General features: G+C 75.2%; 31 protein-coding genes, 1 tRNA gene and 1 pseudogene. 18 read left to right on the top strand and 15 right to left on the bottom strand.

From position 1 onward, the window contains the following. Window positions 1-10 precede the first annotated feature (10 nt). Together ACU616_RS11965 and ACU616_RS11960 are read left to right on the top strand one after the other, a co-directional pair. Window positions 11-1,348: an SLC13 family permease gene (locus tag ACU616_RS11965; RefSeq protein ID WP_446758682.1), complete on the top strand. Its 1,338-nt coding sequence runs from the start codon at window positions 11-13 to the stop codon at window positions 1,346-1,348. An 18-nt stretch (window positions 1,349-1,366) separates the two neighbouring features. After that, on the top strand, window positions 1,367-2,554 hold the full coding sequence (locus tag ACU616_RS11960; RefSeq protein ID WP_446758681.1) for a CaiB/BaiF CoA transferase family protein: 1,188 nt from the start codon (window positions 1,367-1,369) through the stop codon (window positions 2,552-2,554). 158 nt (window positions 2,555-2,712) lie between these two features. Here the strand turns inward: ACU616_RS11960 and ACU616_RS11955 are convergent, their stop codons facing one another. Beyond that, entirely contained in the window at window positions 2,713-3,207 is a 495-nt protein-coding gene (locus ACU616_RS11955) for a MarR family winged helix-turn-helix transcriptional regulator (protein WP_446758680.1), read from the bottom strand. A 460-nt stretch (window positions 3,208-3,667) separates the two neighbouring features. On the opposite strand from ACU616_RS11955, the gene ACU616_RS11950 reads away from it, so the two are divergent. Both ACU616_RS11950 and cpaB read left to right on the top strand, forming a co-directional pair. After that, complete coding sequence (locus ACU616_RS11950) at window positions 3,668-4,012, top strand: FmdB family zinc ribbon protein (RefSeq protein ID WP_446758679.1); 345 nt, start codon at window positions 3,668-3,670, stop codon at window positions 4,010-4,012. A gap of 85 nt (window positions 4,013-4,097) precedes the next feature. Continuing rightward, window positions 4,098-4,754, top strand: coding sequence for a Flp pilus assembly protein CpaB (gene cpaB / locus ACU616_RS11945; RefSeq protein ID WP_446758678.1), 657 nt, complete (start codon window positions 4,098-4,100; stop codon window positions 4,752-4,754). Window positions 4,755-4,775: 21 nt separating this feature from the next. On the opposite strand, the gene ACU616_RS11940 is transcribed toward cpaB, so the two are convergent. Then, window positions 4,776-5,474: a YbaK/EbsC family protein gene (locus ACU616_RS11940; protein ID WP_446758677.1), complete on the bottom strand. Its 699-nt coding sequence runs from the start codon at window positions 5,472-5,474 to the stop codon at window positions 4,776-4,778. 90 nt (window positions 5,475-5,564) lie between these two features. Here ACU616_RS11940 and ACU616_RS11935 point away from each other — a divergent pair, with 90 nt between their 5' ends. From ACU616_RS11935 to ACU616_RS11925, 3 genes are read left to right on the top strand one after another with little or no spacing between them, the layout of a single operon-like run. Next, the gene (locus ACU616_RS11935) at window positions 5,565-5,924 is read left to right on the top strand and encodes a VOC family protein (protein ID WP_446758676.1); all 360 of its coding nucleotides are present in this window, start codon (window positions 5,565-5,567) and stop codon (window positions 5,922-5,924) included. Then, window positions 5,921-6,343, top strand: coding sequence for a PaaI family thioesterase (locus ACU616_RS11930; protein ID WP_446758675.1), 423 nt, complete (start codon window positions 5,921-5,923; stop codon window positions 6,341-6,343). Before ACU616_RS11935 ends, ACU616_RS11930 begins: the two co-directional genes overlap by 4 nt. Further along, complete coding sequence (locus tag ACU616_RS11925) at window positions 6,340-7,233, top strand: phosphotransferase family protein (protein ID WP_446758674.1); 894 nt, start codon at window positions 6,340-6,342, stop codon at window positions 7,231-7,233. The genes ACU616_RS11930 and ACU616_RS11925 overlap by 4 nt, the downstream gene beginning before the upstream one ends. On the opposite strand, the gene ACU616_RS11920 is transcribed toward ACU616_RS11925, so the two are convergent. From ACU616_RS11920 to ACU616_RS11905, 4 genes are read right to left on the bottom strand one after another with little or no spacing between them, the layout of a single operon-like run. Next, window positions 7,203-8,165: an MSMEG_6728 family protein gene (locus tag ACU616_RS11920; protein WP_446758673.1), complete on the bottom strand. Its 963-nt coding sequence runs from the start codon at window positions 8,163-8,165 to the stop codon at window positions 7,203-7,205. The two genes, ACU616_RS11925 and ACU616_RS11920, sit on opposite strands and share 31 nt — an antisense overlap. Before the next feature lie 31 nt (window positions 8,166-8,196). Next, window positions 8,197-8,553 (bottom strand): biopolymer transporter Tol, encoded by a 357-nt coding sequence (locus tag ACU616_RS11915; RefSeq protein WP_446758672.1) that lies wholly within the window; start codon window positions 8,551-8,553, stop codon window positions 8,197-8,199. Continuing rightward, complete coding sequence (locus ACU616_RS11910) at window positions 8,550-9,416, bottom strand: NAD-dependent protein deacetylase (RefSeq protein ID WP_446758671.1); 867 nt, start codon at window positions 9,414-9,416, stop codon at window positions 8,550-8,552. The genes ACU616_RS11915 and ACU616_RS11910 overlap by 4 nt, the downstream gene beginning before the upstream one ends. 40 nt (window positions 9,417-9,456) lie before the next feature. Beyond that, window positions 9,457-9,903 (bottom strand): SRPBCC family protein, encoded by a 447-nt coding sequence (locus ACU616_RS11905; protein ID WP_446758670.1) that lies wholly within the window; start codon window positions 9,901-9,903, stop codon window positions 9,457-9,459. Between the two features lie 111 nt (window positions 9,904-10,014). Between ACU616_RS11905 and ACU616_RS11900 the strand changes: the two genes are divergently transcribed. Continuing rightward, on the top strand, window positions 10,015-10,911 hold the full coding sequence (locus tag ACU616_RS11900) for an alpha/beta fold hydrolase (RefSeq protein ID WP_446758669.1): 897 nt from the start codon (window positions 10,015-10,017) through the stop codon (window positions 10,909-10,911). Here the strand turns inward: ACU616_RS11900 and ACU616_RS11895 are convergent. After that, window positions 10,800-11,171 carry a hypothetical protein gene (locus ACU616_RS11895; protein WP_446758668.1) on the bottom strand — a complete coding sequence of 124 codons (372 nt, stop codon included), beginning with the start codon at window positions 11,169-11,171 and terminating at the stop codon, window positions 10,800-10,802. The genes ACU616_RS11900 and ACU616_RS11895 overlap by 112 nt on opposite strands. A gap of 134 nt (window positions 11,172-11,305) precedes the next feature. Between ACU616_RS11895 and ACU616_RS11890 the strand changes: the two genes are divergently transcribed. Beyond that, window positions 11,306-11,378 (top strand) — tRNA-Arg (locus ACU616_RS11890). Window positions 11,379-11,421: 43 nt separating this feature from the next. Here ACU616_RS11890 and ACU616_RS11885 read toward each other — a convergent pair. From ACU616_RS11885 to ACU616_RS11875, 3 genes and pseudogenes are all read right to left on the bottom strand, one after another. After that, a pseudogene (locus tag ACU616_RS11885) lies at window positions 11,422-12,346 on the bottom strand (IS982 family transposase). 99 nt (window positions 12,347-12,445) lie between these two features. Continuing rightward, on the bottom strand, window positions 12,446-13,294 hold the full coding sequence (locus tag ACU616_RS11880) for an ABC transporter permease (protein WP_446758667.1): 849 nt from the start codon (window positions 13,292-13,294) through the stop codon (window positions 12,446-12,448). Then, window positions 13,291-14,310, bottom strand: coding sequence for an ATP-binding cassette domain-containing protein (locus tag ACU616_RS11875; RefSeq protein WP_446758666.1), 1,020 nt, complete (start codon window positions 14,308-14,310; stop codon window positions 13,291-13,293). The genes ACU616_RS11880 and ACU616_RS11875 overlap by 4 nt, the downstream gene beginning before the upstream one ends. Before the next feature lie 37 nt (window positions 14,311-14,347). On the opposite strand from ACU616_RS11875, the gene ACU616_RS11870 reads away from it, so the two are divergent. After that, window positions 14,348-14,992 (top strand): TetR/AcrR family transcriptional regulator C-terminal domain-containing protein, encoded by a 645-nt coding sequence (locus tag ACU616_RS11870; protein WP_446758665.1) that lies wholly within the window; start codon window positions 14,348-14,350, stop codon window positions 14,990-14,992. A 252-nt stretch (window positions 14,993-15,244) separates the two neighbouring features. On the opposite strand, the gene ACU616_RS11865 is transcribed toward ACU616_RS11870, so the two are convergent. Both ACU616_RS11865 and ACU616_RS11860 read right to left on the bottom strand, forming a co-directional pair. Continuing rightward, window positions 15,245-15,802, bottom strand: coding sequence for a VOC family protein (locus ACU616_RS11865; RefSeq protein WP_446758664.1), 558 nt, complete (start codon window positions 15,800-15,802; stop codon window positions 15,245-15,247). A 115-nt stretch (window positions 15,803-15,917) separates the two neighbouring features. Beyond that, complete coding sequence (locus ACU616_RS11860; RefSeq protein WP_446758663.1) at window positions 15,918-16,577, bottom strand: maleylpyruvate isomerase family mycothiol-dependent enzyme; 660 nt, start codon at window positions 16,575-16,577, stop codon at window positions 15,918-15,920. 307 nt (window positions 16,578-16,884) lie between these two features. Here ACU616_RS11860 and ACU616_RS11855 point away from each other — a divergent pair, with 307 nt between their 5' ends. Both ACU616_RS11855 and ACU616_RS11850 read left to right on the top strand, forming a co-directional pair. Next, window positions 16,885-17,289 (top strand): VOC family protein, encoded by a 405-nt coding sequence (locus ACU616_RS11855; RefSeq protein ID WP_446758662.1) that lies wholly within the window; start codon window positions 16,885-16,887, stop codon window positions 17,287-17,289. Continuing rightward, window positions 17,286-17,567: a winged helix-turn-helix transcriptional regulator gene (locus ACU616_RS11850; RefSeq protein ID WP_446758661.1), complete on the top strand. Its 282-nt coding sequence runs from the start codon at window positions 17,286-17,288 to the stop codon at window positions 17,565-17,567. Before ACU616_RS11855 ends, ACU616_RS11850 begins: the two co-directional genes overlap by 4 nt. A gap of 487 nt (window positions 17,568-18,054) precedes the next feature. Here ACU616_RS11850 and ACU616_RS11845 read toward each other — a convergent pair whose 3' ends face one another. Continuing rightward, on the bottom strand, window positions 18,055-18,696 hold the full coding sequence (locus ACU616_RS11845) for a CAP domain-containing protein (RefSeq protein WP_446758660.1): 642 nt from the start codon (window positions 18,694-18,696) through the stop codon (window positions 18,055-18,057). Between the two features lie 357 nt (window positions 18,697-19,053). Here ACU616_RS11845 and ACU616_RS11840 point away from each other — a divergent pair, with 357 nt between their 5' ends. The 3 genes from ACU616_RS11840 to ACU616_RS11830 all read left to right on the top strand — a co-directional run bounded on the left by ACU616_RS11840 (window position 19,054) and on the right by ACU616_RS11830 (window position 21,623). Further along, a complete protein-coding gene (locus ACU616_RS11840) occupies window positions 19,054-19,374 on the top strand; it encodes a GNAT family N-acetyltransferase (RefSeq protein WP_446758659.1) in 321 nt (106 codons plus the stop codon). Between the two features lie 73 nt (window positions 19,375-19,447). Continuing rightward, entirely contained in the window at window positions 19,448-20,821 is a 1,374-nt protein-coding gene (locus ACU616_RS11835; protein ID WP_446758658.1) for a cryptochrome/photolyase family protein, read from the top strand. After that, window positions 20,814-21,623: an Fpg/Nei family DNA glycosylase gene (locus ACU616_RS11830; RefSeq protein ID WP_446758657.1), complete on the top strand. Its 810-nt coding sequence runs from the start codon at window positions 20,814-20,816 to the stop codon at window positions 21,621-21,623. The genes ACU616_RS11835 and ACU616_RS11830 overlap by 8 nt, the downstream gene beginning before the upstream one ends. 75 nt (window positions 21,624-21,698) lie before the next feature. Here the strand turns inward: ACU616_RS11830 and ACU616_RS11825 are convergent, their stop codons facing one another. After that, window positions 21,699-22,010, bottom strand: a complete 312-nt coding sequence (locus ACU616_RS11825) for a putative quinol monooxygenase (protein ID WP_446758656.1) — start codon at window positions 22,008-22,010, stop codon at window positions 21,699-21,701. A gap of 83 nt (window positions 22,011-22,093) precedes the next feature. Between ACU616_RS11825 and ACU616_RS11820 the strand changes: the two genes are divergently transcribed. Beyond that, the gene (locus tag ACU616_RS11820) at window positions 22,094-23,482 is read left to right on the top strand and encodes an FAD-dependent oxidoreductase (protein WP_446758655.1); all 1,389 of its coding nucleotides are present in this window, start codon (window positions 22,094-22,096) and stop codon (window positions 23,480-23,482) included. Here ACU616_RS11820 and ACU616_RS11815 read toward each other — a convergent pair. Continuing rightward, on the bottom strand, window positions 23,479-24,540 hold the full coding sequence (locus tag ACU616_RS11815) for an inositol monophosphatase family protein (RefSeq protein WP_446758654.1): 1,062 nt from the start codon (window positions 24,538-24,540) through the stop codon (window positions 23,479-23,481). The genes ACU616_RS11820 and ACU616_RS11815 overlap by 4 nt on opposite strands. 81 nt (window positions 24,541-24,621) lie before the next feature. On the opposite strand from ACU616_RS11815, the gene ACU616_RS11810 reads away from it, so the two are divergent. Together ACU616_RS11810 and ACU616_RS11805 are read left to right on the top strand one after the other, a co-directional pair. After that, window positions 24,622-25,596, top strand: a complete 975-nt coding sequence (locus ACU616_RS11810; RefSeq protein ID WP_446758653.1) for a glycosyltransferase — start codon at window positions 24,622-24,624, stop codon at window positions 25,594-25,596. Beyond that, window positions 25,590-26,501 (top strand): SMP-30/gluconolactonase/LRE family protein, encoded by a 912-nt coding sequence (locus ACU616_RS11805; protein WP_446758652.1) that lies wholly within the window; start codon window positions 25,590-25,592, stop codon window positions 26,499-26,501. The genes ACU616_RS11810 and ACU616_RS11805 overlap by 7 nt, the downstream gene beginning before the upstream one ends. Window positions 26,502-26,513: the final 12 nt, after the last annotated feature.

Below are 26,513 nucleotides of genomic sequence, written 5' to 3'. Positions count from 1 at the left end.
GAAGGCTCCCGTGTCACCGGAGATCGTCACCATCCTGGCGCTCGTCGCGATCTTCGCGATCGCCACGTTCCTGCCGATCAACATGGGCGCGCTGGCCTTCGTCGCCGCCTTCGTCGTCGGCACCCTCTCGGTCGGGCTGAGCACCGACGACATCCTCGCCGGTTTCCCGGCCGGACTGGTGCTGACCCTGATCGGCGTCACGTACCTGTTCGCCATCGCGCAGAACAACGGCACCGTCGACCTGCTGGTGCGCGGCGCGGTGCGCCTGGTCGGGGGCCACGTGGCCGCCATCCCCTGGATCATGTTCCTCGTCACCGCGCTGCTCACCGCCATCGGGGCGCTCTCGCCGGCGGCGGTGGCGATCATCGCGCCGATCGCGCTCACCTTCGCCGCGCGGCACGGGATCAGCCCGCTGCTGATGGGCATGATGGTCATCCACGGCGCCCAGGGCGGTGGCTTCTCGCCGATCAGCGTCTACGGCGTCACGGTCAACGAGATCGTCGAGGAGTCGGGCCTGCCGAACGACCCGCTGGCGGTCTTCCTCGGCGCCCTGTTCTTCAACCTGGCCATCGCGCTGGTCCTGTTCCTCGTCCTCGGCGGCCGCCAGCTGCTGGGCCGGAAGGTGGCGGCCGAGCCCCTGGCCCACACCGAGCACGCGCACGGCACCCTCGTCCGCGGGCACGGTGCGGCACCCGGGCCCGGGGTCGGCGGGGACGACGACGAGCACGTCCACCCCGACCGGCCCCGCCCGGTCTCCCTCGAGCAGGTCCTCACCCTCATCGGGCTCGTGGTGGTCGCCGTCCTGGCGCTGGTGTTCGAACTCGACATCGGGTTCGTCGCCATCACCGTGGCCGTCGTCCTGGCGCTGTTCTCCGCCCAGCGCCATAAGGGGGCGGTCACCCAGATCAGCTGGTCGACCGTGCTGCTGATCGCCGGCGTGCTGACCTTCGTGTTCGTCCTGCAGGAGGCGGGGACGATCGACTACGTCGGCGACGCGGTGATCGGGCTGGGCGCACCGCTGCTCATCGCGCTGCTGCTGGCCTACATCGGCGGCGTCGTGTCGGCCTTCGCGTCGTCGACGGCGATCATCGGCGTCGCCATCCTGCTCGCGGTGCCGTTCCTGGAGTCCGGGGCCATCAGCGCCGTCGGCGTGGTGGTCGCCCTGTCGGTGGCCTCCACGATCGTCGACGTCAGCCCGTTCTCGACCAACGGCGCGCTGGTGCTGGCCAACGCGCAGGACGTCGACCGGGACCGCTTCTACAAGCAGATCCTCGCCTACTCCGGGATCGTCGTGGTCGTCGGGCCGTTCCTGGCCTGGCTGGTCTTCGTCGTCCCCGGCTGGCTCTGAGACCCCCGGAGGGCTGTCGTGACCGGACCGCTGGACGGCGTGCTCGTCGTCGACCTGACCCGTGCCCTGGCCGGGCCGCACGCGGGGATGATGCTCGGCGACCTGGGCGCGCGGGTGATCAAGGTGGAGAACCCCGGCAGCGGGGACGACACCCGCGGCTGGGGCCCGCCGTTCATCCAGCCGGACTCCGGCGACCGGGAGTCGACGTACTTCCTGTCGACCAACCGGAACAAGGAGTCGATCACCCTCGACCTCAAGGAGGCATCCGACAAGGAGCTGCTGCGCGAGCTGGTCCGCCGAGCCGACGTGCTGCTGGAGAACTTCCGGCCCGGCACGCTGGAGCGCCTCGGCTTCGGCACCGCCGTGCTCGCCGAGCTCAACCCGCGGCTGGTCACCCTCTCCATCAGCGGCTTCGGCCACGACGGGCCCGAGGGCAGCCGGGCCGGCTACGACCAGATCGCGCAGGGTGAGGCCGGGCTGATGTCGCTCACCGGCCCGGGTCCGGACGACCCGCAGCGCGTCGGCGTGCCGATCGGCGACCTGCTGGCCGGCATGTACGGCGCCTACGGCGTGCTCGCCGCGCTGCACGAGCGGGAGCGCACCGGCCGCGGCCAGGTGGTGCGCACCTCGCTGCTCGCCGCGATCGTCGGCGTGCACGCCTTCCAGGGGACGGCGTGGACGGTGGGCGGGCAGGTCGGCCGCGCGCAGGGCAACCACCACCCCTCGATCGCGCCGTACGGCCTGTTCCGCTGCAAGGGCGGCAGTGTGCAGCTGTCCTGCGGGTCGGAGGGGCTGTGGCGGCGGCTGTGCGCCGAGTTCGGCCTGGACCCCGAGGCCGACGGCCTGGCGACCAACGGCGAGCGGGTGGGCAACCGGCAGCGGGTGATCGAGCTGCTCGAGGGCGTGTTCGCCGACGTCCCGCCCGAGGAGCTGCTCGCCCGGCTGGCCGCCGCCGGCGTCCCCGCCGGGAAGGTGCGCACCATCGACGAGGTCTACGGCTGGGAGCAGACCCTCTCGCAGGGGCTGCTGGTCGACGTCGAGCACGCCACGCTGGGCCGGCTGCAGCTGCCCGGGCCGCCGCTGCGCTTCTTCACCCCCGGCCCGGACGGCGAGACCGAGACCACCCGCCGCGACCACACCGCCCCACCGGTCCTCGGCGGCTCGGACGCCGACGTCCGCGCGTGGCTCTCCGCCCCCGGCGACTGACCTCCGGGCCCCGGGGCTCGCGCCACGATCAGGTGACCTGATCGTGGCGCGTCCTCCCTCACGGTGGGCGGTGAGGGAGGACGCGCTGCGGTGAGGGAGGACGACGCACGGTGCGGGAGGACGCGCCGGCGCCGGCGCGACCCCCACGCTGCGGCCGGTCAGCCGGCGACGTCGCTGCCGTGGGCCACCCGCCGGCTGGCGTCGGGGTCGAGGCCCTGGACGACGGTCTCCAGGACGTCGCACAGCGCCTCGGTCTGCTGCCGGGTGAGCGGGTCGAACAACGCCGACCGGACGGCCGCGACGTGTCCGGGGGCGACGCCGCGGACGACGTCCCAGCCGGCGTCGGTGAGGACGGCGACGTTGCCGCGGCCGTCGTCGGCGGACCGCTCGCGGCGCACCCACCCGCGCTCCTCGAGCCGGGCGACGGTGTGCGACAGGCGGCTCTGCGACTGGTTGGCCCGCCGGGCGAGGTCGCTCATCCGGCGGCTGCGACCGGGGGCCTCCGAGAGCATCGCGAGCACGATGTAGGCGGCGTGCGTGAGCCCGGCGTCGCGCTGCAGCTGGGCGTCGAGCTCGCGCGGCAGCAGCTCGGCGACGGTGAGCCACGCTCGCCACGCCCGCTGCTGCGTCTCGTCGAGCCAGGGCTGTGTCACGCGCGGCAGGTTACCGGCGCGTACGGCCCCGTTCCGCCGACTCCGTCGTCCCGTTGTCCCGCCCGCCGCGGGGTCCCCGGTCCACCTCGTGCCGGGCACCACCGTCCGTCGTGCGGCGACGGTGCACCAGGACCGAACGGCGATCCGGCCGGAACTCATCGGCGCGGACGGCACCAGGGCCGGACCGGTACCGACCTCGTCGGGACGACGGGTCCACGGGGCCGGCTCACCCGGTCGGCGGCTGCGCAGCAGGTCGCGGTGCGCGCCGCGGCACCCCCGCCGCCGCACGGCCACCCCGGACCCCGCTGCCGTCGGATCCCGGCACGACGCGGACGTGACGCTCGCCGACAGTGCGTGGACGCCGCGCGGGGCGTGTCGCATCATTGGCAGTCGAGGGTCCCGAGTGCCAGCTCCCGCCGGCACCGGGTCCGCCGACCCGTCCGCCCAGGAGTGTCCCGCCGTGCCCACGTACCAGTACGCCTGCACCAACCCCGAGGCCAGGCACCAGTTCGAGGTCGTGCAGTCCTTCACCGACGCACCCGTGGCCGAGTGCCCGACCTGCGGCGCCCCGGTGCGCAAGGTGTACGGCTCGGTCGGCGTCGTCTTCAAGGGCTCGGGCTTCTACCGCACCGACTCCCGCTCGAAGGCCTCGGCCGGCGACTCGTCGTCGACGACGTCGCCCTCCGAGTCCTCCTCGGGCTCGTCGTCGGGCTCGTCGTCGGACTCCTCGAAGACGACGGCGAAGAAGGAGTCGTCCACGAGCAGCACGCCGTCCTCGAGCGGGAGCAAGGCCGCCGCCGGCTGACGACGGCGCGTCCACAGCCGGGCGCGTCCTCCACAGACCCCGGACGCCGCCGCCCACGGGGACCCCGGACGTCGAACCTGGGCCGGTGCTGCGCCTGCGCCGACCCCGCTCCCCCGTCACCCTCCTGCGCCGGTGCCTGGCGGCGGCCCTCGCCGTCGGCGCCCTGGTGCTCGCCCTCCGCCCGCCCGCGGCACCGGCCGCCGTCCCGCCGCCGGGGACCCCGGTGGTCACCGCCGCCGCCGACCTCCCGGCCGGCACGGTGCTGACGACGGCGGACCTCGCCTCGGCCGAGCTGCCGGACGCCGCGGTCCCCACGGGGGCCGCCGCCGACCCCGCCGCGCTCGCCGGCCGGGTGCTCGCCGCGCCGGTGCGCGCCGGTGAGCCCCTCACCGACGTCCGGCTCGTCGGCCCGGGCCTGACCGCGCTGCTCCCGGCCGGTCAGGTCGCCGCGCCGGTCCGGCTCGCCGACCTGGCCGTGGCCGGGTTGGCCACCACCGGTGACCGGGTCGACGTGCTCGCCACCGCCGCCGGTGGCGTCCGGGCCGAGGTGGTCGCCCGCGCCGCGCTGGTCCTGGCCGCGCCCCGGGCCACCGCGGAGGACGGCGCCGCGGGCGCGGGGACGCCGGCCGACGCGGGCCTGCTGGTCCTCGCCGTCGACGAGCCCACGGCCGCCGCCCTGGCTGCGGCGGCGACCACCGCGACGCTCACGCTCAGCCTCCCCGCCGGTCCCGGTCCGCCGTGAGGCGTGTGCCCGGCCCGGGCGTCAGTCGCTGCCCCAGTGCGGCGGGCGGTCCTCCAGCCAGCGGCGGTCGTCGTCGCGCTCGTCGGGGCGCTCGCCCCAGCCGACGTCGCGGTCGTCGGGCGCCCGCTCGGCCGGCACGGCCGGCGGCGGCGGGGGCGCCTCCTCCACCGGCACACCGAGGCCGTCGAGCACCTCGGCGGCCGGCAGCGCGGCCAGCACCGACCCGGGGACGGCGAGCTTGGCGCCGCGCGTGCCCGACCCGACGACGACCACGTCGGCGGCGGCCACCGCGGCGTCGACCAGCACCGGCCACCCTCCCGGCAGGCCGATGGGGGTGATCCCGCCGAAGGCCATCCCGGTCTCGGCGACGGCGACGTCCTGCGGGGCGAAGGAGGCCTTGCGCGCGCCGAGGTGCCGGCGGACCAGGCCGTTGACGTCGGCGCGGGTGGTGGCCAGGACGACGCAGGCGACCAGCGTCGTCTGCCCTGCCCGGCGCGCGGCCACGACGACGCAGTTGGCCGAGGCCTCCGGGGGCACCCCGTAGGCCTCGGTGAAGGCGGCGGTGTCGGCGAGGTGGTCCTCGACCGGGGCCACCCAGGCGGGGCCGGTCAGGATCGGCAGCGCCGCGGCGACCGGCTCGCCGAGCAGGTCGGGCCGCTCGGCCGCAGGGACCCAGGTCAGGGAACCGAGGGCGGGCACGGGGAGGTCGTCGTCCGGCACCCCCCGATCCTGCCCCGGTGGCCGGATCCCCGCGACGAACGGCAGGTCCCCGGCGGGTGGGCCGGACCGGGAGCCAGCAGGATGGAGGCCATGATCGGCCAGCTGCACTCCGTCGTGATCGACGCGCCCGACGCGCACGCGCTCGCCACCTTCTACGCCGACCTGCTCGGGATGGAGGTGAGCAGGGGCGGCCCCGGCGACGACTGGGTGGTGGTCACCGGACAGGGCCACCGCCTGGCCTTCCAGCAGGCGCCGGACCTGGTGCCACCGGACTGGCCCGATCCCGGGCGGCCCCAGCAGTTCCACCTCGACGTGCGCGTGGCCGACATCGAGGCGGCCGAGCCCGCGGCGCTCGAGCTCGGCGCCCGCAAGCTGCCCGGCGGGGGCGGGGACTTCCGCGTCTACGCCGACCCGGTGGGCCACCCCTTCTGCCTGGTGTGGGACGCGTGAGCGGGCCGGAGCTCCCGGCGGTCGACCGCGCGTCGAGCAGCGCCTTCGTCGCGGCCACGGGTTTCGAGCCCGCCGAGATGACCGGTACCCGGGTCACCGGCACCGTCGAGCTGGGCCCCGACCAGCACACGCCGTGGGGCGTGGTGCACGGCGGCGTCTACTGCACGGTGATCGAGTCGGCGGCGTCGATCGGGGCCAGCGTCGCCGTCGCCGACCGCGGCCAGTTCGCCGTCGGGGTCAACAACAGCACCGACTTCCTCCGGCCGACGACCACCGGCCGGCTCGACGTCGTCGCCGAGCCCGTCCAGCAGGGCCGCACCCTGCAGCTGTGGCAGGTGCTGCTCACCCGCGCGGAGGACGGCAAGCTCGTCGCCCGCGGCCAGGTGCGCCTGCAGAACGTGCCGCTGCCGGGGGCGTGAGCGGGGCCGGACGGGACGACACCGCGGGGCGCCGCGCGCGTGCCGTCGCCGCGGCCACGGCCGTGGCGGCGGCGCACGGCCTCCAGGCGGCCGGGGCGCGGGTGCTGCACGACGGGGTCAACGTCGTCGTGCACCTCGCCCCGGCGCCGGTGGTGGCGCGGGTGGCGACCCTGACGCCGCTGCTGCGCCCCGACCCGGCCCGCCCGTTCGGCCGCGAGGTCGCCCTCGCGGCAGCCCTGGCCGCGGCCGGGGCGGCCGTCGTCCCACCCAGCGACCTGCTGCCACCGGGCCCGCACGAGCACGACGGGCTGGTGCTCGCCTTCTGGCAGCACGTCGAGGTCCGCCCGCAGGCACCCGCGCCCGGCGACGTCGCCGCGGCGCTCACCGCCCTGCACGACGTGCTCGCCGGCCTCCCCGCGACCGGCCCGCCGCTGGACACCCCGCTCGACGATCTCGCCGTCTTCGCCGAGCGGGCCGGCGACTGGGGCGTCTCCCCCGCCGTCCGCGCGCGGATCGCCGAGCGGGCCGAGCGGCTGCGGCCCCGGCTCGGCGGCCCGGCCCGGGCGCTGCACGGCGACGCCCACCCCGGCAACCTGCTCGCGACGCCGGACGGCTGGCGCTGGACCGACCTCGAGGACACCTGCGCCGGCCCGGTCGAGTGGGACCTCGCCTGCCTGCGCAGCACCTCCCGGCTCGACGGCCGGGCCGCGCTCGACGCGCTGGGCGGCCCGTCGGACGCCGCGCTGGCGCCGTGGCTGGAGCTGCGCCGGCTGCACGCGGCGGCGTGGTGGACCGTCGTCGCCGCCGGGCACCCGGAGCGGCGGGAGCGGGCCGCGGCCGTGCTGGCGGAGACGCTGGGTCACACGAGCGGCAGCGCCGGCTCCCGGTAGGTCGTGCCGGCCAGCGCGGGGGGCAGCACGTCGGGGTCGATCACCACGGAGAACAGCGCCCGGGGGTCCTGCAGCGTGGCCGGCGGGCGGGCGGCCGACCGCGGCACCACGCGGTCCCAGCGGGCGGGCCGGCGGTGCGGCAGCAGCTCGCGGCCCTCGAACAGGTAGTCGCCGAGGACCTCGCCCACGAGCAGGCCGGCGCCGTGCTCGACGGGCAGCGCGACGGGGTCGCCGGGGCGGATCTCGTCGAGGAAGGTCGACAGCTGGCGCAGGTCCTTGCTCGGCCGCCGTCCCGACAGCTCCTTGGCGAGGGCCCGCAGCTCGGCCGGGGACACGCCGGTGGCGTCGACGTCGACCCCGGACTGGGTGCCCAGGCCGACGACGCCCGCGGCCAGGCACGCGCCGAGCTCGTTGTGCGCCCGCGGCCGCACCACCCACACCCGCGTGCCCTCCGGCTCGGCCGCCGCCGGGACGTCGTCGGGGCCGGGCCACACGTAGGGCAGGTCCTCGGGCTCGGCGCCGAAGAGGGGCTGGAACAGCGGCCGGTAGAACTCCGGGTCCTTCGCCAGCAGGTTCGACCGGTGCGACAGGTGCAGCGCCTCGTCACCGACCCAGGAGGGCAGCAGGCCGGCGCGGGCGAGCTCGTCCTGGGGAGCCCCGGCGACGTCGGGGGCGAACTCGGCGATCAGCGTCTGCGTGCTGTCGGCGAACCCGCGCTCGCGCCAGACCCGCACCATCGCCAGGCCGTAGCCGACCAGCGCCGCCGTCCGCCCGCGCCACATGCGCACGACCGGGTGGGAGGTCCAGCCGTAGTCGGGCAGCTCGAGGGCGCGCAGCACCTGGAGGGTCTCGACCCGCTGCTTGCCCAAGCGCGGGGAGTCGAGCAGCCGGGCGCTCTCCACGAAGTCGGACACCGGCAGGAAGGTCTGCATCGCCGCGCTTCCTGCCCGCCCCGGCGCGCGGTCAACCGCCGAGCGCCTCCAGCGCGGCCTCCCAGCGGGCGCGGCGGGCGTCGTCGTCCTGGTCCCACCAGGCCGGCCCGCGCTCGCCGAGCCCGGTCTTGGCCAGCTGCACCCGGTCGCGGGCGGCGCGGACCTCGGCGGGGTCGGTCGCCGTCCGCACCGCCGAGCGGGCGGCGCCGAGGTGCGAGAGCAGCCGCGCACGGACGTCGTCGGGCAGCGAGGGGTCGGCCGCCCGCCACCGCCGCCCGTCGACGACGATCCAGCGGCCGTCGCCGGTGAGCCGGCCTCCCTGCAGGGGCCCGGCGCGAGCCTGCGAGCGCTGGGGGGCAGGGAGGTCCTCCCGCTCCCGGCGGGTCACGCGCCGCAGCGGTCGGCGAGCTCCGGCAGGACGGTGCCCAGCGGGGCGTCGACGCGGACGTCGGCCTTCGCGTCGGCGCGGGTCGGGCCGAGGTTGACCAGGGCCACCGGGATGCCGAGCTCGGCGGCGCGCAGCACGAACCGGTAGCCGCTCATGACGGTCAGCGAGGAGCCGAGGACCACCAGGCTCGCGGACTCCTCGAGCATCCGGAAGCAGGTGTCGACCCGGTCGCGCGGCACGGTCTCGCCGAAGAAGACGACGTCGGGCTTGAGCGGGCCGGCGCCGCAGGCGGTGCAGTCGACCATGACGAAGCCGTCGAGCACCTCGTCGGGCAGCTCGGCGTCGCCGTCGGGGTTGACCTCGTCGGCGCGCGGGCCGAAGCCGGGGTTGGCCGCGCGCAGCCGCCGGTGCAGCCCGGCGCGGCCGGCGACGTCGCCGCAGGCCAGGCAGACGGTGCGGTCCAGGCCGCCGTGCAGCTCGACGACGTCGCGGGCGCCGGCGGCCTGGTGCAGCCCGTCGACGTTCTGGGTGACGACGCCGCCGAGCAGCCCGGCCCGCTGCAGCCGCGCGACGGCGGAGTGCCCGGCGTTGGGCCGGGCGGCGGCCATCTGCGGCCAGCCGACGTAGCTGCGCGCCCAGTAGCGGTGCCGGCCGCGGGGGTCGCGGCGGAAGGTCTGCCAGGTCATCGGGGTGTGCCGGCGCAGCGAGCCGGTGGCGCCGCGGTAGTCGGGGATGCCGGAGTCGGTGGACAGGCCGGCGCCGGAGAGGACGAGGACGTCGCCGTCGGCGACCAGGTCGGTCAGCTCGTCGAGCCCGGCGACCGGGGTCCCGGTCGGCTCGACGGCGGGGAGGGCGGCGGTCACCGGCCCATGGTCCCCCGCGACGACGCGCCGTGCCGCGACCTCAGGAGGCGGCGCCGAGCTCCCGCTCCAGCCGGCCCAGCAGGTCGTCGTACACGCGGCGCAGGCCCCGGGGCGCGAAGGTGCGCTCGAAGAAGCCGCCGACGCCGCTCGCGCCGTCCCAGGTGGTGCGCACCCGCACGGTGCTGCTGCCGACGTCGGCCGGGGTGACCGTCCAGGTGGTCACCATCGACGAGCGGGTGTCGCGCTCGACCAGGTTGCCGTCGGGCTCGCTGACCTCGATCGACTGGTCGCGCACCCGCCTCGAGGTCGCGGCGAACCGCCAGTGCACGCGGGTGCCCGAGCCCTGCCCACCGGCCTCGAGGCGGTAGTCGCTGAACTGCCCGGGCAGCACGCGCGAGCGGGTGCCGGCGTAGTCGGCGAGCGCGGCGCGCACCCGCTCAGCCGGAGCCCGGACGACGCGTTCGGCGGTGGCCACGACCTGTCCCATGCCACCCATCCTGCCCCGCCGATCGGGGACCGCGCCGGTCCGCGGACCGGTGCGGCGGTGGGGTGATCAGGTTCACCGATCCGCTCGCCGGTCGCCGGGTACGGGTTCTGGGTGACCACACCGCTGTCCCGGACGCGCACCGGCACGGGCGAGCCCCTCCTGCTCCTGCACGGCATGGGCAGCTCCCGTCGCGACTTCACCGCCGTCGTCCCCCTGCTCACCGACCGCTTCGACGTGATCGACGTCGACCTCCCCGGAGTGGGCCGGTCCCCGGCCCTGGAGGAGCGGCCCACGGTCGCGGCGATCACCGACGCCGTCGAGCGGACGCTGGACGACGAGGGCGTCGGGTCGGTGCACGTCCTCGGCAACTCCCTCGGCGCCCGTGTCGCGCTGGAGCTGGCCCGTCGCGGCCGCGCGCGGTCGGTCGTGGCGATCGCGCCGTCCGGGCTGAACGTGCCGCCGGAGCGGGTCGCGCAGGGCAGCGGCATGGCCCTGGCCCGGGTCGTCATGCGCACCGCCGCACCGCTGGTCGCCCCGCTGTCCCGCTCGGCACTCGGCCGGGCCGCCCTGCTGGGGCCGCTGAAGGCGCGCCCGTGGTCCACGTCCCCCGAGGAGGCCATCGGGGCGCGCGAGGGGTTCGCCGACTCCCGGGACTTCTGGCGCACGCTGCTCTGGGGCCTGCTGCTCGACGTCCCTCGGGGTCTGGACCGCATCGACTGCCCGGTCACCCTGGTGCAGGGGGTGGCCGACTGGATCTCGTCGGGACAGACGGTGCGCTACCTGCCGCTGACGCCGGGTTCGAAGTTCGTGCCGCTGGTCTGGGCGGGTCACGCGCCGCAGTCGGACCGGCCGCGGACGATCGTGCGGCTGGTCGAGGAGACGGCCGACCGGACCGCTCAGTTCACGGACTCCTCCGCGTTGAGGTACGAGCAGCGGAACCGGGCGCCGGCCATGGCCTCGGTGAAGCGCGCCTCCCAGGCCGGGTCGCCTGACGGAAAGGCCGTGTAGACCCGGTCCTCGAGCACGACCGGCAGCCCGTCCGGGCCGGCGTACGCACGCCGCAGCAGCACCCGCGTCTGCCCGTCGACCTCGTCGTGTGCCGGGGCCCAGCGCGCGCGGGCGACCGCGTCGGCCGGGCCGGCGCGCCGGCGTCCGGACAGCCGGGCAGGGCCGGAGTCGGACGGGCGTGCCGACGAGGTGCCCAGGGCGTAGAGCAGGAGGCCTGCGAGCAGCAGGAGGACCAGCAGCTCGGCCAGCGCGACCACCATGGACCGACGGTAGTTCCCCTGAGGCGCCGCGGGCAGGTGCCGGACACCGCCCGCTCCGACCGGCACCGCCACCCGGAAGCCGATCCCGGCCCGCTAGCCTCGACCGGCACCCCCACCCGGCCGCCGGCCGGCGAGCCCCCGTAGCTCAGGGGATAGAGCATCGGTTTCCTAAACCGTGTGTCGCAGGTTCGAATCCTGCCGGGGGCACCGCAAAAGCGCTGGTCAGCGGCCGGAAGACTGATTCCAAGGGTCAGTGGTCGTAGGCGAGTAGCGATCGTCGGACGGTCTGGCCGGTGTGGTCGTTGTGCCAGATGACCGCGGTCAGGGCCAGCAGGCGCTGCAGCACCCGGATCAGGACTCCGGCCGGGGTGTGGCCGCCGTGCAGCTCGAGGTCGAGCTGGCCTGTGAGGGTGTCGAAGACCGACTCGACGGTCTGGCGCAGTGGCTTGAACACCGATGCGCCGGGCCGGTCGGGTTCTCCGCGGCGGGGGCGGCGCAGCAGCCTGAGCCCGGCGTCGCCAGCTCGGCGTCGAAGCGGCGGCCGTAGTCGTGCTTGTCGGTGATGAGCAGCTGTCCGGCATGGCCGGCGAGGAGGGCGGGGTCGGCGCCGAGCAGGTCCAGCAGCACCTGGCGTTCGTCGGCTGTGGCGCCGGAGACGCGAAGCCGACCGGTAGCCCGTGCAAGGTGGCGATCAGGTGCAGCCGCAGCCCCCAGAAGTAGCGGGTGTGGCTGGCGCAGTAGCCGTACTCGGCCCAGCCGGCCAGCTCCGAGCGCCGCACCGCCTCACGGGAACGGGCGCATTCGATCGGCCATTCGATCGGCGTGGAGTCGATCACCCACACGTCATCGGCGAAGATGCTGGTGTCGACGGCGAGCTGGCGGATCAGCCAGGTCAGGGTGCCGGCCAGCCGGCGCAGCCGCTTGTTGTAGCCGGGCTGGTGCGGCAGGTAGGGAAACAGCGGGCGCAGCTGCTGGTCGGCGAAGCGCAGCCAGCGGGCCCCGCTGGTGAACCCCAGCAGCGCCTGCAGCACCGCCAGGGTCACCAGCTCGGCATCGCTGAGCCGGGGAGCGATGCCCGCCGCCGGGCGCCACGGGAGCCGCTGCGGCGAGGCCTTCAGCAGGTCATCGGTGCGGGCACACAGTGCCGTGGCGAGGGTGTCCAGGTCGGCGTCCACGAGGGCCTCCCGGCTCGACGTTGGGTCAGCAGCGCCAAGCCTGAACACCCTCGCCCGTGATCACACCGGCCGTCGCCAGGACCCCTCGGAATCAGTCATCTAGTCCGTCTTGCTGAACAGCCAGGCGGCGACGGCGAGGAGCAGGCCGCCCATCCCGCCGACGATCACCACGTCGAGCCAGACGGGTACCGTCCACGAACCCCAGTGCAGCGCGACCGCGGCGCCCGAGCCGGCGTCGACGTAGTGCAGGACCAGCCTGCGGACGGCGTCGACGCCGTAGGTGATCGGGTTGACCAGGGCGAGGCCGTGCAGCCAGGCCGGCAGGGCGCTGCTGACCGGGAAGAAGGCCCCCGACAGGAACATCAACGGCGCGAGCAGCAGCTGCACCCGCGGCATCACGGTCTGGATCTGTTCCACTCGCACCGCGATCACCAGGCCCAGCGCCGTGAGCGTGAACGCGATGACGAACAGCAGCGCGATCGAGCCGACGATCATCAGCGGCGCGTACGGGACGCCGACCAGGCCGGCCAGCGCCAGCAGCACGACCGACTGCGCCGTCGCCACCGTCGCGCCACCCAGCGCCTTGCCCAGCACGATGCTGGTGCGACTGATCGGCGCGACCATCATCTCGCGCAGGAAGCCGAGCTCCCGGTCCCAGACGATCGAGATCGCCGAGAAGACCGCGGTGAACATGACCGAGGTGGCCAGCACGCCCGGAAAGAGGAACGTCGAGTAATCCGCGCCGCCGAAGCCGCCCCCGCCGATGCTCGCGCCGAGGCCTTTGCCCAGCACGAAGAGGAACAGCAGCGGCTGCACGAACGAGGAGATGATCCGCCCGCGGTCGGTGCGGAACCGCAGGACGTCGCGGTACCAGACCACCTTCACCGCGCGGAGCTCGTGCCGTAGGCCGCGGCCGGCGAGCTGGACCGGAGCGATCGTCGTGGTCATCGCCCGCCTCCGGGGAACAGCCGGTTACCCCGTCCGGGGGCGGCGGCCTGCCGGTCGGCCATCCGGGCGCCGGTGTAGGCCAGGAACACGTCGTCGAGCGTCGGTCGAGCCACGCTGACCGAGCGCACGGTGAGTCCGAACTCGAACAGCCGGGGCACGAACTCCTCGCCGTCCGGGGTGAGGACGACGAGCGCGCCGCCCTCCCGCGTGGTCTCCACACCCAGCCGCTCGCGGAGGAGCGCCTCGGCGGCGTCGTCGTCGACGGTGGCCACTCGCACCCGGTCGTGCCCCACGCTCGCCTTGAGCGCGGACGGGGTGTCGAGTGCCCCGATCCGACCGGCATCGACGATGGCGATGCGGTCGCAGCGCTCGGCCTCGTCCATGTAGTGCGTGGTCAGGAAGACGGTGATGTCCTCCTCGGCGCGCAGCCGGTCGACGTAGCGCCACAGTGAGGCGCGCGACTCCGGGTCCAGCCCGATCGTCGGCTCGTCCAGGAACAGCACGCGCGGGGAGTGCAGCAGGCCGCGGGCGATCTCCAGCCGGCGCTTCATGCCGCCGGAGAAGGTGCGCACCTTGGACTCACATCGATCGGTCAGCCCGACCATCTCGAGGACCGCGTCGATGCGCGGTGCGACGTCCGCCTTCGGCATGCCGTAGATGTCGGCGTGGAAGCGCAGGTTCTGCTCGGCGGTCAGGTAGTCGTCGAGCGTCGTCTCCTGGAAGACCAGCCCGATGTGCCGGCGCACCTCGGTGCGCTCGCGCACCACATCGAAGCCGGCGACCCGCGCACCGCCGGCGGTCGGTCGCAGCAGGGTGCAGAGGATCTTGATGGTGGTGGACTTGCCGGCGCCGTTGGGGCCGAGGAAGCCGAAGAGCTCCCCCGCCCGCACCGACAGGTCGATGCCTCGGACGGCCTCGACCTGATCGAACGTCTTGACCAGGCCTTTCGCCTCGACCGCGGGCGGCCGGTCGACGAGGGCATCCCCTGCTGGGGTCCCTAACGCTGTTAGAGTCACGCGCACAGGTTTCTCTAACATCGTTAGAGTGTCAAGCGTGCCGATCTCCAGAGCCGACGTCGTCCAGGCCGCCGTCGAGGTGCTCGACGACGAGGGCCTGGCTGGGCTGACCCTGCGCGCGGTCGCGGGCCGCCTGGGCGTCAGCGCGCCGACGCTCTACTGGCACGTCAAGGACAAACGGCACCTGCTCGACCTGATCGCCGAGCAGGTGCTGGCCGAGGTACCGGAGAGCACCCGCGCGCCGCGGGAGGGCGAATCGGTGCTCGAGTGGCTCGCGGAGAGCTTTCGCGTCCGCCGCGCGCTGCTGCTGTCCCACCGCGACAGCGTCCAGGTGGTGGCCGGCAACCGACCGACGGACGACGCCCTCCCCGGGATCGAGCGCACCCTCGCCGTGCTGGTGGACGCCGGCCTGGAGCCCGGTGAGGCCGTGCGCGTGATCACCGCGCTCGGCTCGTTCCTCCTCGGCGACGTCCTGGAGACCCAGGCGGCGGCGGACCGGCCGCTCGAGGAGCCGCGCGTCGCCGACCTCAGCGCGTTCCCCACCGTGGTCGCGGCGACCCGCACCGCCGGCGGCGAGGATGAGCGGTTCGAGGACGGTTTGCGCCTCATGCTCGACGGCCTGCGACTACGCCTCGAACGGCGCGCCCGAACCCAGGACGGCACCGCACCTCAGCCGGCGTAGTCGCGGGCGACGGCGGCGAACCGCCGCAGCAACGGACGGCAGCCGGCGCGGACCACCGCTGCGCGCGGGGGTGATCTCGACGGTGCCCGACCCCGGACCATCCGGCCGGTGTGCACAACCTCTGCATCAGTGCGTCGGGGTGCCGGTTGGGGATCCCCCGTAAGCGTCGAGGTTGTCGCCTGCGCGAGTGACGTCGTGGCGACGAGCCATGCGACCGGAATCCCGTGACGATCACCGTCCGCGGACAGCGGCTCAACGGGGGCGTGACAACTCTGTGGTCAGGGAGCGTTGCACGTAGCTCATCGCCTCGTGGGCCGAAGGCCTGGCGAAGCGCCCGGCGAGGTCGTCGACGGAGACGTCCTCCAATCGCTGGTGAATCCACCACAGGTGCCCCTGCGGGTCCCGTACCCGCGCAACCCGCTCACCGAAGGCCAAGTCGGTCGGCCTGGTGACCGGCTCCGCCCCCACCGCCACGGCACGCTCGAACGCATCCCGGGCGCTCGCCACGTACACGCGCAGGTGCGCCGGCGTCGACGGCCAACCAGGCTGAGCGTCGAACAACATGATCACCGCGTCCCCGAGCTCGACCTCGACGTGGCCGATCCGACCGTCGGGCCCAAGCACCCGCGACCCTGGGGTCTCCGCGGCCCCGAAGGCTGCGGTCAGAAAAGTGATCTCGGCGTCGGTGTCCCGACTGATCACCCAGGGATCGACCCGCGAGCAGCGGGTGGGCACACCGACCTCGGCATCGACATCCTCAGTGACCATGTCCCGGATGCCGGCACCAACCGCCGACACGTCCGCGTTCACCGATCAGCCCTTCACCTCGCGGAACGCTCAACACGTGCCGGTCAGGGATCATCTCGTGGGACGCACCGCGTCGCTCACCAGCCGGGCGTGGCGGATCGGGGAGCTCGGCGCGCCGTCACGGGGTCAACGGCTGAGCCAGAAAGGCAGCGGCGGTGACACGGTCACCGGTGACGGTGATGCTCGGGTCGTGCAGCGGGATGCGCCGCCACAGCAGGAGCGCCACGGCGATCTCCGGCCCGGCCACCTCCGCCACGGGGTCTGCGCCCACCTGCCACACCCCGGTCGGCGTGCGCAGCCGCACTCCCACCTCTGCAGCTGCCATCCGGCCCAGGCGCACCTGGCGCGGCTGCAGCGTGTCGACGACCTCGGCGATGCAGTCAGCCGCCACCGCCGAATCCGCCGTCACCTCCACGCCCAGCGCAGCAGCGAGGTCGAACCGGTGGACCAGGACCTCGTGCACCTGTCTGCGCACCCACCAGGCAGCAGTCCCCGGGCCGACGAGCGTGGGGCACGGGCGCGCGGTGTCCGTCAACGCTGCGCGCAGATCACTCGCTGCAGCGGGGTAGTCCAGAAGGTCAGCCCTGCACTCGTAGGGCTCGTGGTCGGGTAGCGGCGCGTCCGGGTCGAGGCGGGCCGTGGCCGCCGCCCAGCGGTGCACCGCACTGACGTGGCGCACCAGAGCCCCTGCGCTCCACGACGCGCACGCCGGCACCGGCAGGGTCAGGTCCGCTCCGGCGGCCAGGGCCGCGAAGGCGTCCTGTTCAGCGGCCAGCACATCTCCTCGCACGAGAAGACAGTCTGACTCCCCCACCCTCGAGTCACCGCCAATCAGGGATCCTCCACGACCGTGATCACCGCCCTCGCGCGTCCGCGGAGACGCCGGTAGCCCGTCGGCTTGCGGGACAGGGCTGCGGGTCGTCAGTGGTCCCAGTCGTGTCGCGAGTCGCCCATGGCGGCCCACCCAGGGACACCTCCTTGGCCCGGTGGAACTCGGGACACGGTCGAACTGCAGCGCGTCGAGGCGGCGGGCGATGCGGGCTCGAGCCTTGACGTCATACTTGCATTTTGCAAGTGTGAACCGCATGAGCCTCTTCATCACCTGCCCCGTCGAGGACGTCGAGCGCGCGACCGCCTTCTACACCGCCCTCGGCTGGACCCTCAACGCCGAGATGTCCGATCACAACGTGTCGTGCTTCGCGATCGCGCCCGAGCAGTACGTCATGCTCGGCAGCCGCGAGATGTACGCGAGCGTCGGCGGCGTCGAGGAGCTGGTCGGCGGACCCCACACGCCCTCGAAGGTCACCGTCTCGTTCGACCTCGGCAGCCGCGAGGCGGTCGACGAGCTCACCGAGCGCGCCGGCGCCGCCGGCGGGCGGATCGGTGACACCGACGACTACCCCTTCATGTACCAGCGCCAGTTCGACGACCCCGACGGCTACCACTACTCGCCGTTCTGGATGAAGCCGGACGCCGACCCGACCGCATGAGCGACCTCGCCGCGGCCCTCGAGATCGTCGGAGCCCGGTGGGCCCTGCTCGTCGTGGAGCGGCTGCTCGACGGGCCGCAGCGCTACGGCGATCTGCAGCGCGACCTCGGGGTACCGACGAACGTGCTCGCGACCCGCCTGCGCGAGCTCGAAGCGGCCGGCGTCCTGACCCGTCTGCCGCTCCGGCACAACACCCGGGCCTACGCGCTGACCGATCGCGGGCTTGCCCTGCGCGAGGCGATCGTCGCGCTCGCACGCTGGGGCGCTGAGCAAGCCTAGGTGTGGCACGCAATCACGGGTCGCTCCGACTGGTCGAGCCCGGCTTGCACCTGCCGGCGGCACCCCGTGATGTCCCAGGACGTCGCGGACGCCCGGACCGACGGATCGTGCGTCCGGGCGTTCGTCGTCGTGCTGGCCGGCCTCGGTGGCCTGCCGGTGGGCTGGTGGTCGCGGGTGGCGTCCTCGGCCCGCCTGGAGAGCCGCTCCCGGACGGCTGGAGCAGTCGGGGGTCGGTGCACACCGGCCGCGCTGGACGCGATCTCTGGAACCGAGCGGACCGGTCTGGTCACGGCCGGGTAGGAGGTGTCCGTCGAGGTGCCCGGGAGCGCCCCCGGCCTCGACGAGCACGAGGGTGATCTCCACGGTCGAGTCGGAGTCGGAGTCGGATCGACAGTCGGCGAGCACCCGGATGCGCTGGTGGAGGTCGGTGGCCACGTGTCCCAGGTCGGTCCAGGACTGGATGGTGCGGGACGTCGAGAAGGCCACCTCAGTGGGCATCGGTGTCGCCACCTCTCGTTCCGGTCCCTGCGGGTGAGCGCGTGTCCTCTCCGGGCGAGATCCAGGCCCTCGCGAAGTCGACGGTGAACCGCACGAAGGCCTGTTGTCGCTGATCGCCCCCAACGTCCTCGGTGCGGGTGACGATCCGGACGCCCACCCCGACGGAGTCGTGGTCGGGGCTGAGGATGGCCCTCCGGTGCCCGTCGTCCGGCGGGACCTCCGCCATGAACAGGTGGTGGATGTCGGAGACGATCCCGCCATGAGGCTCCCACCCCGGGTCCGGAGGCTGCCGCCATGCCCATCCCCTGCCGACGTTCTCCATCGGCGCGACCCCCGACCGCGTCTGCCAGTCCGGCTGGATGCGTTGGATGGGGCTGGGCTCCTCTGCAGGACACCAGTGGTCCTCCTGCCAGGTCTCGGTCCACGTCTCGACAGGGACGTCGGTCTGCGCAGGGCACACGGGGTCGTTCGGGTCCGCGGCCGCCACGGCCTTCGACATCAGCAGATCGGTGTGCGCGCGTGCCCCGGCGTCGAGCGTGCCGTCCCGCACGTAGGGCGGGAGACAGTTGGCGGTGCGTTCGGCGTTGACCAGGCCCAGCAGCTGGTCCTCGACATCGGCCTCGCTGACCATGGTGACCTCCTGGGTTGTGGCGCGCCGGGACGAGGCTCCCTGACCGCCGTCACCCGACCGTCACCGAGCTGCCCGGGCGCCGACCGGGAGCGGCCGCCGTGCCGTCGTCCCTCACGGGCGCAGGGCAGGGCACGGCCGGGGGGACGCTGAGCCACGCGGAGGGCACACCGGGAAGACCGCCGCCGGAGACGGACCGACCGGGTCACGCAGCACACCGCCGGCCCCGGGGACCACGACCTCCGGGTGACATCCGCCCTCGGAGGGAAACCCCCAGGGGCTGCGAGGCGTTACCGTTCCAGTTGCACATCGAGCGCCGGGCAACGTCGCCCGGAGCCATGCGGAGGTGGGAACGCGACGATGGAGACCACGGTGGTGGACGTCCCCGAACGGGGGCGCTTCGAGGTGCGGATCGGCGACCGGGTGGTCGGCCTGGCGAGCTACCACGTCGAGAACGGCACCATGGCCCTGCCGCACACCGAGGTCGACCCGAGCATGGGTGGCCGCGGTATCGGCAAGCTCCTCGTCAGCGGCGTCCTCGACGCGGCCCGCCAGCGCGGGCTGACCGTCCTCCCCTACTGCTCCTTCGTCCGCCACTACATCCAGCAGCACCCCGAGACGCTGGACCTGGTCGCCGACGACGACAAGCCGCACTTCGGCCTGGCCACCGTCGACCACTGACCTCCCGGCGACGACCCGGTGATGACCCGGTGATGACCTGCGGCGCCGCGCTCCGTTGCCTACCGTGGCGCTGGTGCCCACCGCCATCGTCTGGTTCCGCCGCGACCTCCGGCTGAACGACCACCCGGCGCTGGTCGCCGCCTGCGAGTCCGCCGGAGCGGACGGCACTGTCGTGCCCGTCTTCGTCGTCGACCCCCGGCTGTGGGAGCCCTCCGGCGCGCCCCGCCGGGAGTTCCTGCGCGGCTGCCTGGCCGACCTGCGGGAGCAGACCGGCGGCGCGCTGGTCATCCGCTCCGGCGACCCGGCGCGCGTCGTCCCCGACCTGGTGCGGGAGACCGGCGCGGCCAGCGTGCACGTCTCGTTCGACGCCGGCGTGTACGGCCGGGCGCGCGACGCCGCCGTCGAGGAGGCGCTCGGGGAGGTCCCGTTCGTCCGCACCGGCTCGCCCTACGGCGTCACGCCCGGCCGGCTGCTGAAGGACGACGGCACGCCGTTCAAGGTCTACTCGCCCTTCGCCCGCGCCTGGCGGGCCCGCGGCATCCACTCCCCCGCCGGGCGGCCCGACGACCTGCGGTGGGCCGACGGCGTCCCCACCGAGGACCTGCCGCCCGCGCCGGACCTCGGTGGCACCGTGCTGCCCCCCGCCGGGGAGCGCGCCGGGCGCGACGCGTGGGCGCTGTTCCGCGACCAGCGGCTGCTCGGCTACGCGACCTCGCGCAACACCCCCGGCACCGACGGCACCAGCCGGCTGTCGGCGCACCTGAAGTACGGCACCGTGCACCCGCGGACGCTGTTCGCCGAGGCGCAGGCCCTCGGCGAGCAGCACGCCGAGGCCGTGGACAAGTTCACCGGCGAGCTCATCTGGCGCGACTTCTACGCCGACGTCCTCTGGCACCGCCCCGAGACCGCCCGCGAGCCGTTCAACCCCGAGATGGCGCGCATGCGGTACGACACCGGCCCGGTCGCTGACGAGCACTTCGCCGCCTGGGCGCAGGGCCGCACCGGCTACCCGATCGTCGACGCCGGGATGCGCCAGCTGCACGGCGAGGCCTACGTGCACAACCGGGTGCGGATGGTCGTCGCGTCGTTCCTCTGCAAGGACCTGCACATCGACTGGCGGCGCGGCGCCCGCTACTTCCTCGACCACCTCGTCGACGGCGACCTGGCCAGCAACCACCACGGCTGGCAGTGGGTCGCCGGCACCGGCACCGACCCCTCGCCGTACTACCGGGTGTTCAACCCGATCCGGCAGGGCCAGCAGTTCGACCCCGACGGCGCCTACGTGCGGCGCTGGGTGCCCGAGCTGCGCGACGTCCCCGACCGGTACGTGCACGAGCCGTGGACCGTGCCCGGCGGGCCGCCGGAGGGCTACCCGCTGCCGGTCGTGGACCACGCCGAGGAGCGCCAGGTGGCGCTCGCCCGCTACCAGGCGGTGCGGGATGCCTGAGGGGCACACCCTCTACCGGCTGGCGAAGGAGCAGTCGGAGCTGTTCGCCGGCCGGCCGGTGCAGGTGACCAGCCCGCAGGGCCGCTTCGCCGCCGGCGCCGCGCTGCTCGACGGCCGCGTCGTCGAGGAGGTCACCAGCTACGGCAAGCACCTGTTCGCCGACTTCGGCGGCGACGTCCTGCACGTGCACCTGGGCCTCTACGGCACCTACACGACCGGCGTCGGCGACCCGCCGGCCCCGCGCGGCGCGCTGCGCATGCGCTGGGTCGCCGACGGGCCGAAGGGCGAGGGCGTGTGGACCGACCTGCGCGGGGCCACGGCCTGCGACGTGCTCACCCAGCCCGAGGTCGACGCGGTCCTCGACCGGCTGGGCCCCGACCCGCTGCGCACCCGCCGGGGCGGGCCGCTGTCGTACGCGCGGGTCGGCCGCAGCCGGACGGCGGTCGGCGCGCTGCTCATGGACCAGTCGGTGCTGGCCGGCGTCGGCAACGTCTACCGCGCCGAGATCCTCTTCCGGCACCGGATCTCGCCGTTCCGGCCCGGCCGCGACGTCGGCGAGGCCGAGTGGCTGGCGCTGTGGGACGACCTGGTGGTGCTCATGCGCGCCGGCGTCCGGCTGGGCCGGATCGTGACGACCGAGCGGGCCGACCGGTCCCGCCGCTCGGGTGCGGTCCGCCGGGAGGACGCGCACTACGTGTACCGGCGCACCGGGCTGCCCTGCCGGCTCTGCGGCACCGAGGTGCGGACGGCGGAGATGGTCGGCCGCAACCTCTACTGGTGCCCCGTCTGCCAGGCCCTCTGACCGCGAGATCTGCACACTGGTGGCCTTCCGGGCCCGGAAGGCCACCAGTGTGCAGATCTCGCGGGCGCACGGCCGTCAGAGGGAGCCCTTCGCGGGGTCGCCGGCGGGGACGGCGTCGAGCACGGTGACCGCCGGCGCCCCGGTGAGCTTCCCCTCGAGGCGGCCCGACAGCGCGGTGAGCGCCTCGGCCTTGCCGTGCGTGGCCAGCGCCTCGGGGCTCTCCCACTTCTCCACCATCACCAGGGCGCCGTCGCGGCCCTGGTGCAGCGAGTAGCGCTCGCAGCCGGGCTCCTCGTGCACCCGCGGCACGGTGTCGAGCACCGCCCGGCGGACCTCGTCGGCGTGCTCGGGCTTGGGGCTGATGGTGGCGACGACGACGACGGACACGAGCGGTCCCTCCTGCGGTGGGTGGTCGGTGGGCCGGGTGGTGACCTGGCGCACGACCGCCCGGCCGGGCCAGGATGCCAGTCGTGGCCGACGACGGATCGCTCCCCCCGGAGGACGGCAGGCCGCTGCGGGTGGCCGTCGTCGGCGCCGGGCCCGCAGGCATCTACGCCGCCGAGGCGCTGACCGGCCGCGCGCCCGTCCCGGTCACCGTCGACCTGATCGACCGGCTGCCCACCCCCTTCGGCCTGGTCCGGCACGGCATCGCCCCGGACCACCCGAAGATGCGCGCCATCCGCGACACGCTGCACCGGGCGCTGGACCACCCCGGGGTCCGCTTCGTCGGCAACGTCGAGGTCGGCACCGACATCACCCTCGACGAGCTGCGGGCGCACGTCGACGCCGTCGTCTACACCTACGGCGCCGCCCTGGACCGGCCGCTGTCCATCGACGGCGAGGACCTCCCCGGCAGCCTCGCCGCCACCGACCTGGTCGCCTGGTACTGCGGCCACCCCGACGCCGACCGGGAGCGCGTGGAGGCGTCGCTGGCCGGCGTGCGGCGGGCCGTCGTCGTCGGCGTGGGCAACGTCGCCCTCGACGTCGCGCGGGTGCTGTCCCGGGTCCCGCGGGAGCTCGAGCCCACCGACATGCCGCAGCACGTCCTCGACGCCCTCGCCGCGACCCGGGTCGAGGAGGTCACCGTGCTCGGCCGCCGCGGCCCGGCGCAGGCCACCTTCACCACCAAGGAGCTCGACGAGCTCGGTGAGCTGGCCGAGGCCACCGTGCTGGTCGACCCGGACCAGCTGCCCGGCGAGGACGAGCCCCCGCCGCCGGACCGGCTGGTCGCCCGCAACATCGACGTCCTGCGCCAGTACGCGGCCCACACCGCCGAGCCCGGCCGCACCCGGCTGGTCCTGCGCTTCTACCGCCGGCCGGTGCGCCTGCTCGGCGCCGACCGGGTCACCGGCGTCGAGGTGGAGCGCACGACGGTCGACGCCGACGGCCGCGCCACGGGGACCGGCGAGTACGAGGTGCTGCCGGCCGACCTCGTCGTCCGCTCGGTGGGCTACCGCGGGGAGGGGCTGCCCGGCCTGCCGGTCGACCAGCGCAGCGGCACGGTGCCCAACGAGGACGGCCGGGTGCTGCGCGACGGCGCCGCGTCGCCCGGGGAGTACGTGGCCGGCTGGATCAAGCGCGGGCCCACCGGCGTCGTCGGCACCAACAAGCACGACGCCCGCGAGACGGTGGCCTCCCTGCTGGCCGACGTCGGGTCCGGCGTCATCGGCCCGCACGGAGACCGCGACGACCTGGTGCGCACGCTGCAGGCCCGCGGCGCCGAGCCGGTGCTGCTGGAGGACTGGCGGGCCATCGACGCCGCCGAGGTGTCCCTGGGCGCCTCCCGCGGGCGGGCGCGCACGACGCTGCACGAGCGCGAGGCGCTGCTCGCGGCGGTCCGGGCGGCCGCCGGGCGCTAGCCCAGCACCGCGGCGGTCAGCTCCCGGGCGGCGTCCTCGGTGGCCGCCGCGGCGAACCGGATGAGCGTCTCGGTGTCGGGCCGCAGCCGCAGCGGCGCGCCGTCCGGGGTGAGCGCCACGCCGCCGGCCGCGGCCAGCACGGCCAGCCCGCCGGCGACGTCGTGCACGTGCGTGCCGCCGCGGTCGAGGTTGTGCCACGCGCCGGCGGAGCCGTCGGCGACCAGGCAGACGTCGACGGCGGTGCAGCCGGTCACCCGCACCCGCCGCGCGGTCGAGGGGACGAGCACGCCGCGGCCGGTCGGCGCCGTGGGGGCGACGAGGGTGGTGCCCGGACGCGCCCGCGCCGGCACGCCGTCCCGCCGGGCGCCGGCCCCCTCGGCACCGGCCCACCGCCGTCCCGAGGACAGGTCGGCCACCAGCCCGGCCACCGCCCGCCCGCCGTGCACCAGCGCCGCCGAGAACGCCCACGGCGGCAGGCCGGCGCGGAAGTTGCCGGTGCCGTCGAGCGGGTCGAGCACCACCCACGGCTCGTCGTCGGGCACCCGCCGGTCGGAGCGCTCCTCCGACAGCACGGTGACCCCCAGCGGCGCCATGCACTCGGCCGCGGCGGCGTGCGCGGCCTCGTCGGCGGCCATCGACCAGCTGCCGTCGGCCTTGCGCGTGTCGCCGCCGGTGTCCCGGGCGAGCGCGACGGCGACCTCCACGCGGGTGGCGGCCATCGCCGCGAGCTGCGCGAACCGCTCGGTCAGCGGCGCGTCCGCCGGGGGTGGCGCGACCTGCAGGACGCGGCCGGTGCCGATGTCGCGCACCTGCGAGCAGCCCCAGTCCGAGGCGACGGCGAGCAGCGCGGCGCGGCCGGTGACGTGCGTGGACCGGTGGACGACGACGGCCTCGGTGGTGCCCTCGTCGGTCCAGCGCCGGCGCAGGTGCGCGGCAGCGCCGTCGCCGACGAGCAGCCGCGCGCCGGGGTCGAGCAGCTCGGGTGCCAGGGCCGCCGGGCCGACGCCGAGCAGCTCCGCCGCGGCCCGCAGGTCCGCTCCCGACGCAGCGACCCGCATGCTGCCCGTCTCCGCCACGGTCCCCCGCCTCCCGCCGCCGTCCTCCGCACGGTAGGCCCCCGCGCGGGGTAGGGCCCTGCCGTGCTCGACCCCCCCGCGCGGCAGCAGCGCCGCACCGGCCTCGACGACGTCGACGTCGTCTTCCTCGTCCACCGCGAGCCGCCCGACCTGCTCGTCCGCCACCACGCCGCGGTCGCGGCCGACACCGGTCCGGGCTGGCGCGGCCGGGCGCTGCTGGTGGAGAACGCCGCCGCGCCCGCGACCTCCGCCGCCGCCCGGGACCTGCTGCGCACCCGGCACCCCGACGCCGACCGGGCGGTGCTGACCTCGCCGCGCAACCTCGGCTTCGCCCGTGCCATGGACCTGGCGCTGGACGCCTGCCGGGGCCGCTACGTCCTGCTGGTCAACTCCGACGGCGAGCCCGAGCCCGGCATGCTCCGCCGGCTGGCCGAGGTCCTCGACGCCGAGCCGACGGCGATCTGGGCGGCCCCGGCCGTGCACGGGCCCGGCGAGGACGACGACCCGCCCGGGCCGCCGGTCGCCGTGGAGGAACTGAGCGGCACCGCGCTGCTCGTGCGCCGGTCGGAGTTCCTCGCCGCCGGCGGCTTCGACCCGCTGTACTTCTTCTACAACGAGGACCGCGACGCCTTCCGCCGGCTGCGCGCCGCCGGGCACCGGCTGCTGCGGGTGCCGGAGGTCCGGTTCCGGCACGGCAAGGAGGGCCGGACCGCCCGCGGGGTCCTCCTGCGCGAGTGGCACTACGCCCGCACGGTGCAGGTGCTCGTGGTCCAGCACGCCCGCCACCCGGTGCCCGAGGCGGCCGCCCTCCTCGTCCGGCGGGTGCGGTCGGTCGTCCGGCACCTGCGCGACGGCGACCTGCCCGGGGCGGCCGGCATCGCCCTGGCCTGCCTGGAACTGCCGCGCGGACTCCTGGTCGCGGCCGCCCGCCGGCGCCGGCCCTGGGACGGCGAGCGCCTGACCGCCTGGCTCGACCGCGCCCGCCACGACGTCGAGGTGCACGCGGACCGACCAGCGGGCACCCTCCCCGCGTGCTGACACTGCGCGCCGAACCCGCCGCTCCTCCCCCGGCCGACCACGGGGAGGGACCGGTCTGGGACGCCGACCGGACCGAGCTGCTGTGGGTCGACATCGCGGCCGGCCTGCTGCGGCGGGCCGCCGTCGACGCCGCCGGGGAGCTGACCGAGACCGGCTCGGCGCGGGTGGGCGACACGGTCGGCGTCGTCGCCCCGGCCACCGCCGGCGGCTGGGTGGCCGGCGCGGGCGGGGGGTTCACGCACGTCGCCGAGGACGGCACCGCCCGCGTGCTGCTGGACCTCCCCGCGGAGGGTGGCGGCCCCGACGACGGCGGCACCCGCATGAACGACGGCGCCTGCGACCGGGCCGGGCGCTTCTACGCCGGCACCATGGCCTTCGACGAGCGCCCCGGCGCCGGCGCGCTCTACCGGCTCGACACCGACGGCACCGTCACCACCGTGCTCGACGGGCTGACCGTCTCCAACGGCCTGGGCTGGTCGCCCGACGAGCGCACCGTCTACCTCGCCGACTCCGGCCCCGGCCTGGTGCACGCCCACCGCTACGACCCGGACAGCGGCGCCTTCACCGACGGCCGGGTGCTGCTCGAGACCGGCGGCCCCGACGGCGTCGCCGACGGGCTCACCGTCGACGACGAGGGCTGCCTCTGGACGGCGATGTGGGGCGGCGGGCAGGTGCGCCGCTGGTCCCCGGAGGGCGAGCTGCTCGCCGTCGTGGAGGTGCCGGTCGCGCGCACCTCCAGCTGCGCGTTCGCCGGGCCCGGCCGCGACCTGCTGGTGATCAGCACGTCGCGCGGCGAGGAGCCCGAGCCCGACGCCGGGCGGCTGTTCACCGTCCGCCCGGGCGTCACCGGCCCGCCGGCGCAGCCCTACCGCGGCCCCCTGGCCGGCCTCCGCCACGTCGTCTGAGCACGCGAGATC

This window comes from Geodermatophilus sp. URMC 62 (assembly GCF_052931475.1).
Note: the sequence above shows the minus strand (reverse complement) of the source record. Positions and strands in the feature narration are given on the sequence as shown.

Coding starts and splice junctions, on each gene's coding strand:
- ACU616_RS11935 (WP_446758676.1), top strand. CDS start 5,565: ATGATCGGCCAGCTGCACTCCGTCGTGATCGACGCGCCCGACGCGCAC.
- ACU616_RS11845 (WP_446758660.1), bottom strand. CDS start 18,696: ATGGTCAGCGAGGCCGATGTCGAGGACCAGCTGCTGGGCCTGGTCAAC.
- ACU616_RS11840 (WP_446758659.1), top strand. CDS start 19,054: ATGGAGACCACGGTGGTGGACGTCCCCGAACGGGGGCGCTTCGAGGTG.
- ACU616_RS11850 (WP_446758661.1), top strand. CDS start 17,286: ATGAGCGACCTCGCCGCGGCCCTCGAGATCGTCGGAGCCCGGTGGGCC.
- ACU616_RS11920 (WP_446758673.1), bottom strand. CDS start 8,165: ATGCAGACCTTCCTGCCGGTGTCCGACTTCGTGGAGAGCGCCCGGCTG.
- ACU616_RS11815 (WP_446758654.1), bottom strand. CDS start 24,540: ATGCGGGTCGCTGCGTCGGGAGCGGACCTGCGGGCCGCGGCGGAGCTG.
- ACU616_RS11830 (WP_446758657.1), top strand. CDS start 20,814: ATGCCTGAGGGGCACACCCTCTACCGGCTGGCGAAGGAGCAGTCGGAG.
- ACU616_RS11880 (WP_446758667.1), bottom strand. CDS start 13,294: ATGACCACGACGATCGCTCCGGTCCAGCTCGCCGGCCGCGGCCTACGG.
- ACU616_RS11895 (WP_446758668.1), bottom strand. CDS start 11,171: ATGGTGGTCGCGCTGGCCGAGCTGCTGGTCCTCCTGCTGCTCGCAGGC.
- ACU616_RS11855 (WP_446758662.1), top strand. CDS start 16,885: ATGAGCCTCTTCATCACCTGCCCCGTCGAGGACGTCGAGCGCGCGACC.
- ACU616_RS11905 (WP_446758670.1), bottom strand. CDS start 9,903: ATGGGACAGGTCGTGGCCACCGCCGAACGCGTCGTCCGGGCTCCGGCT.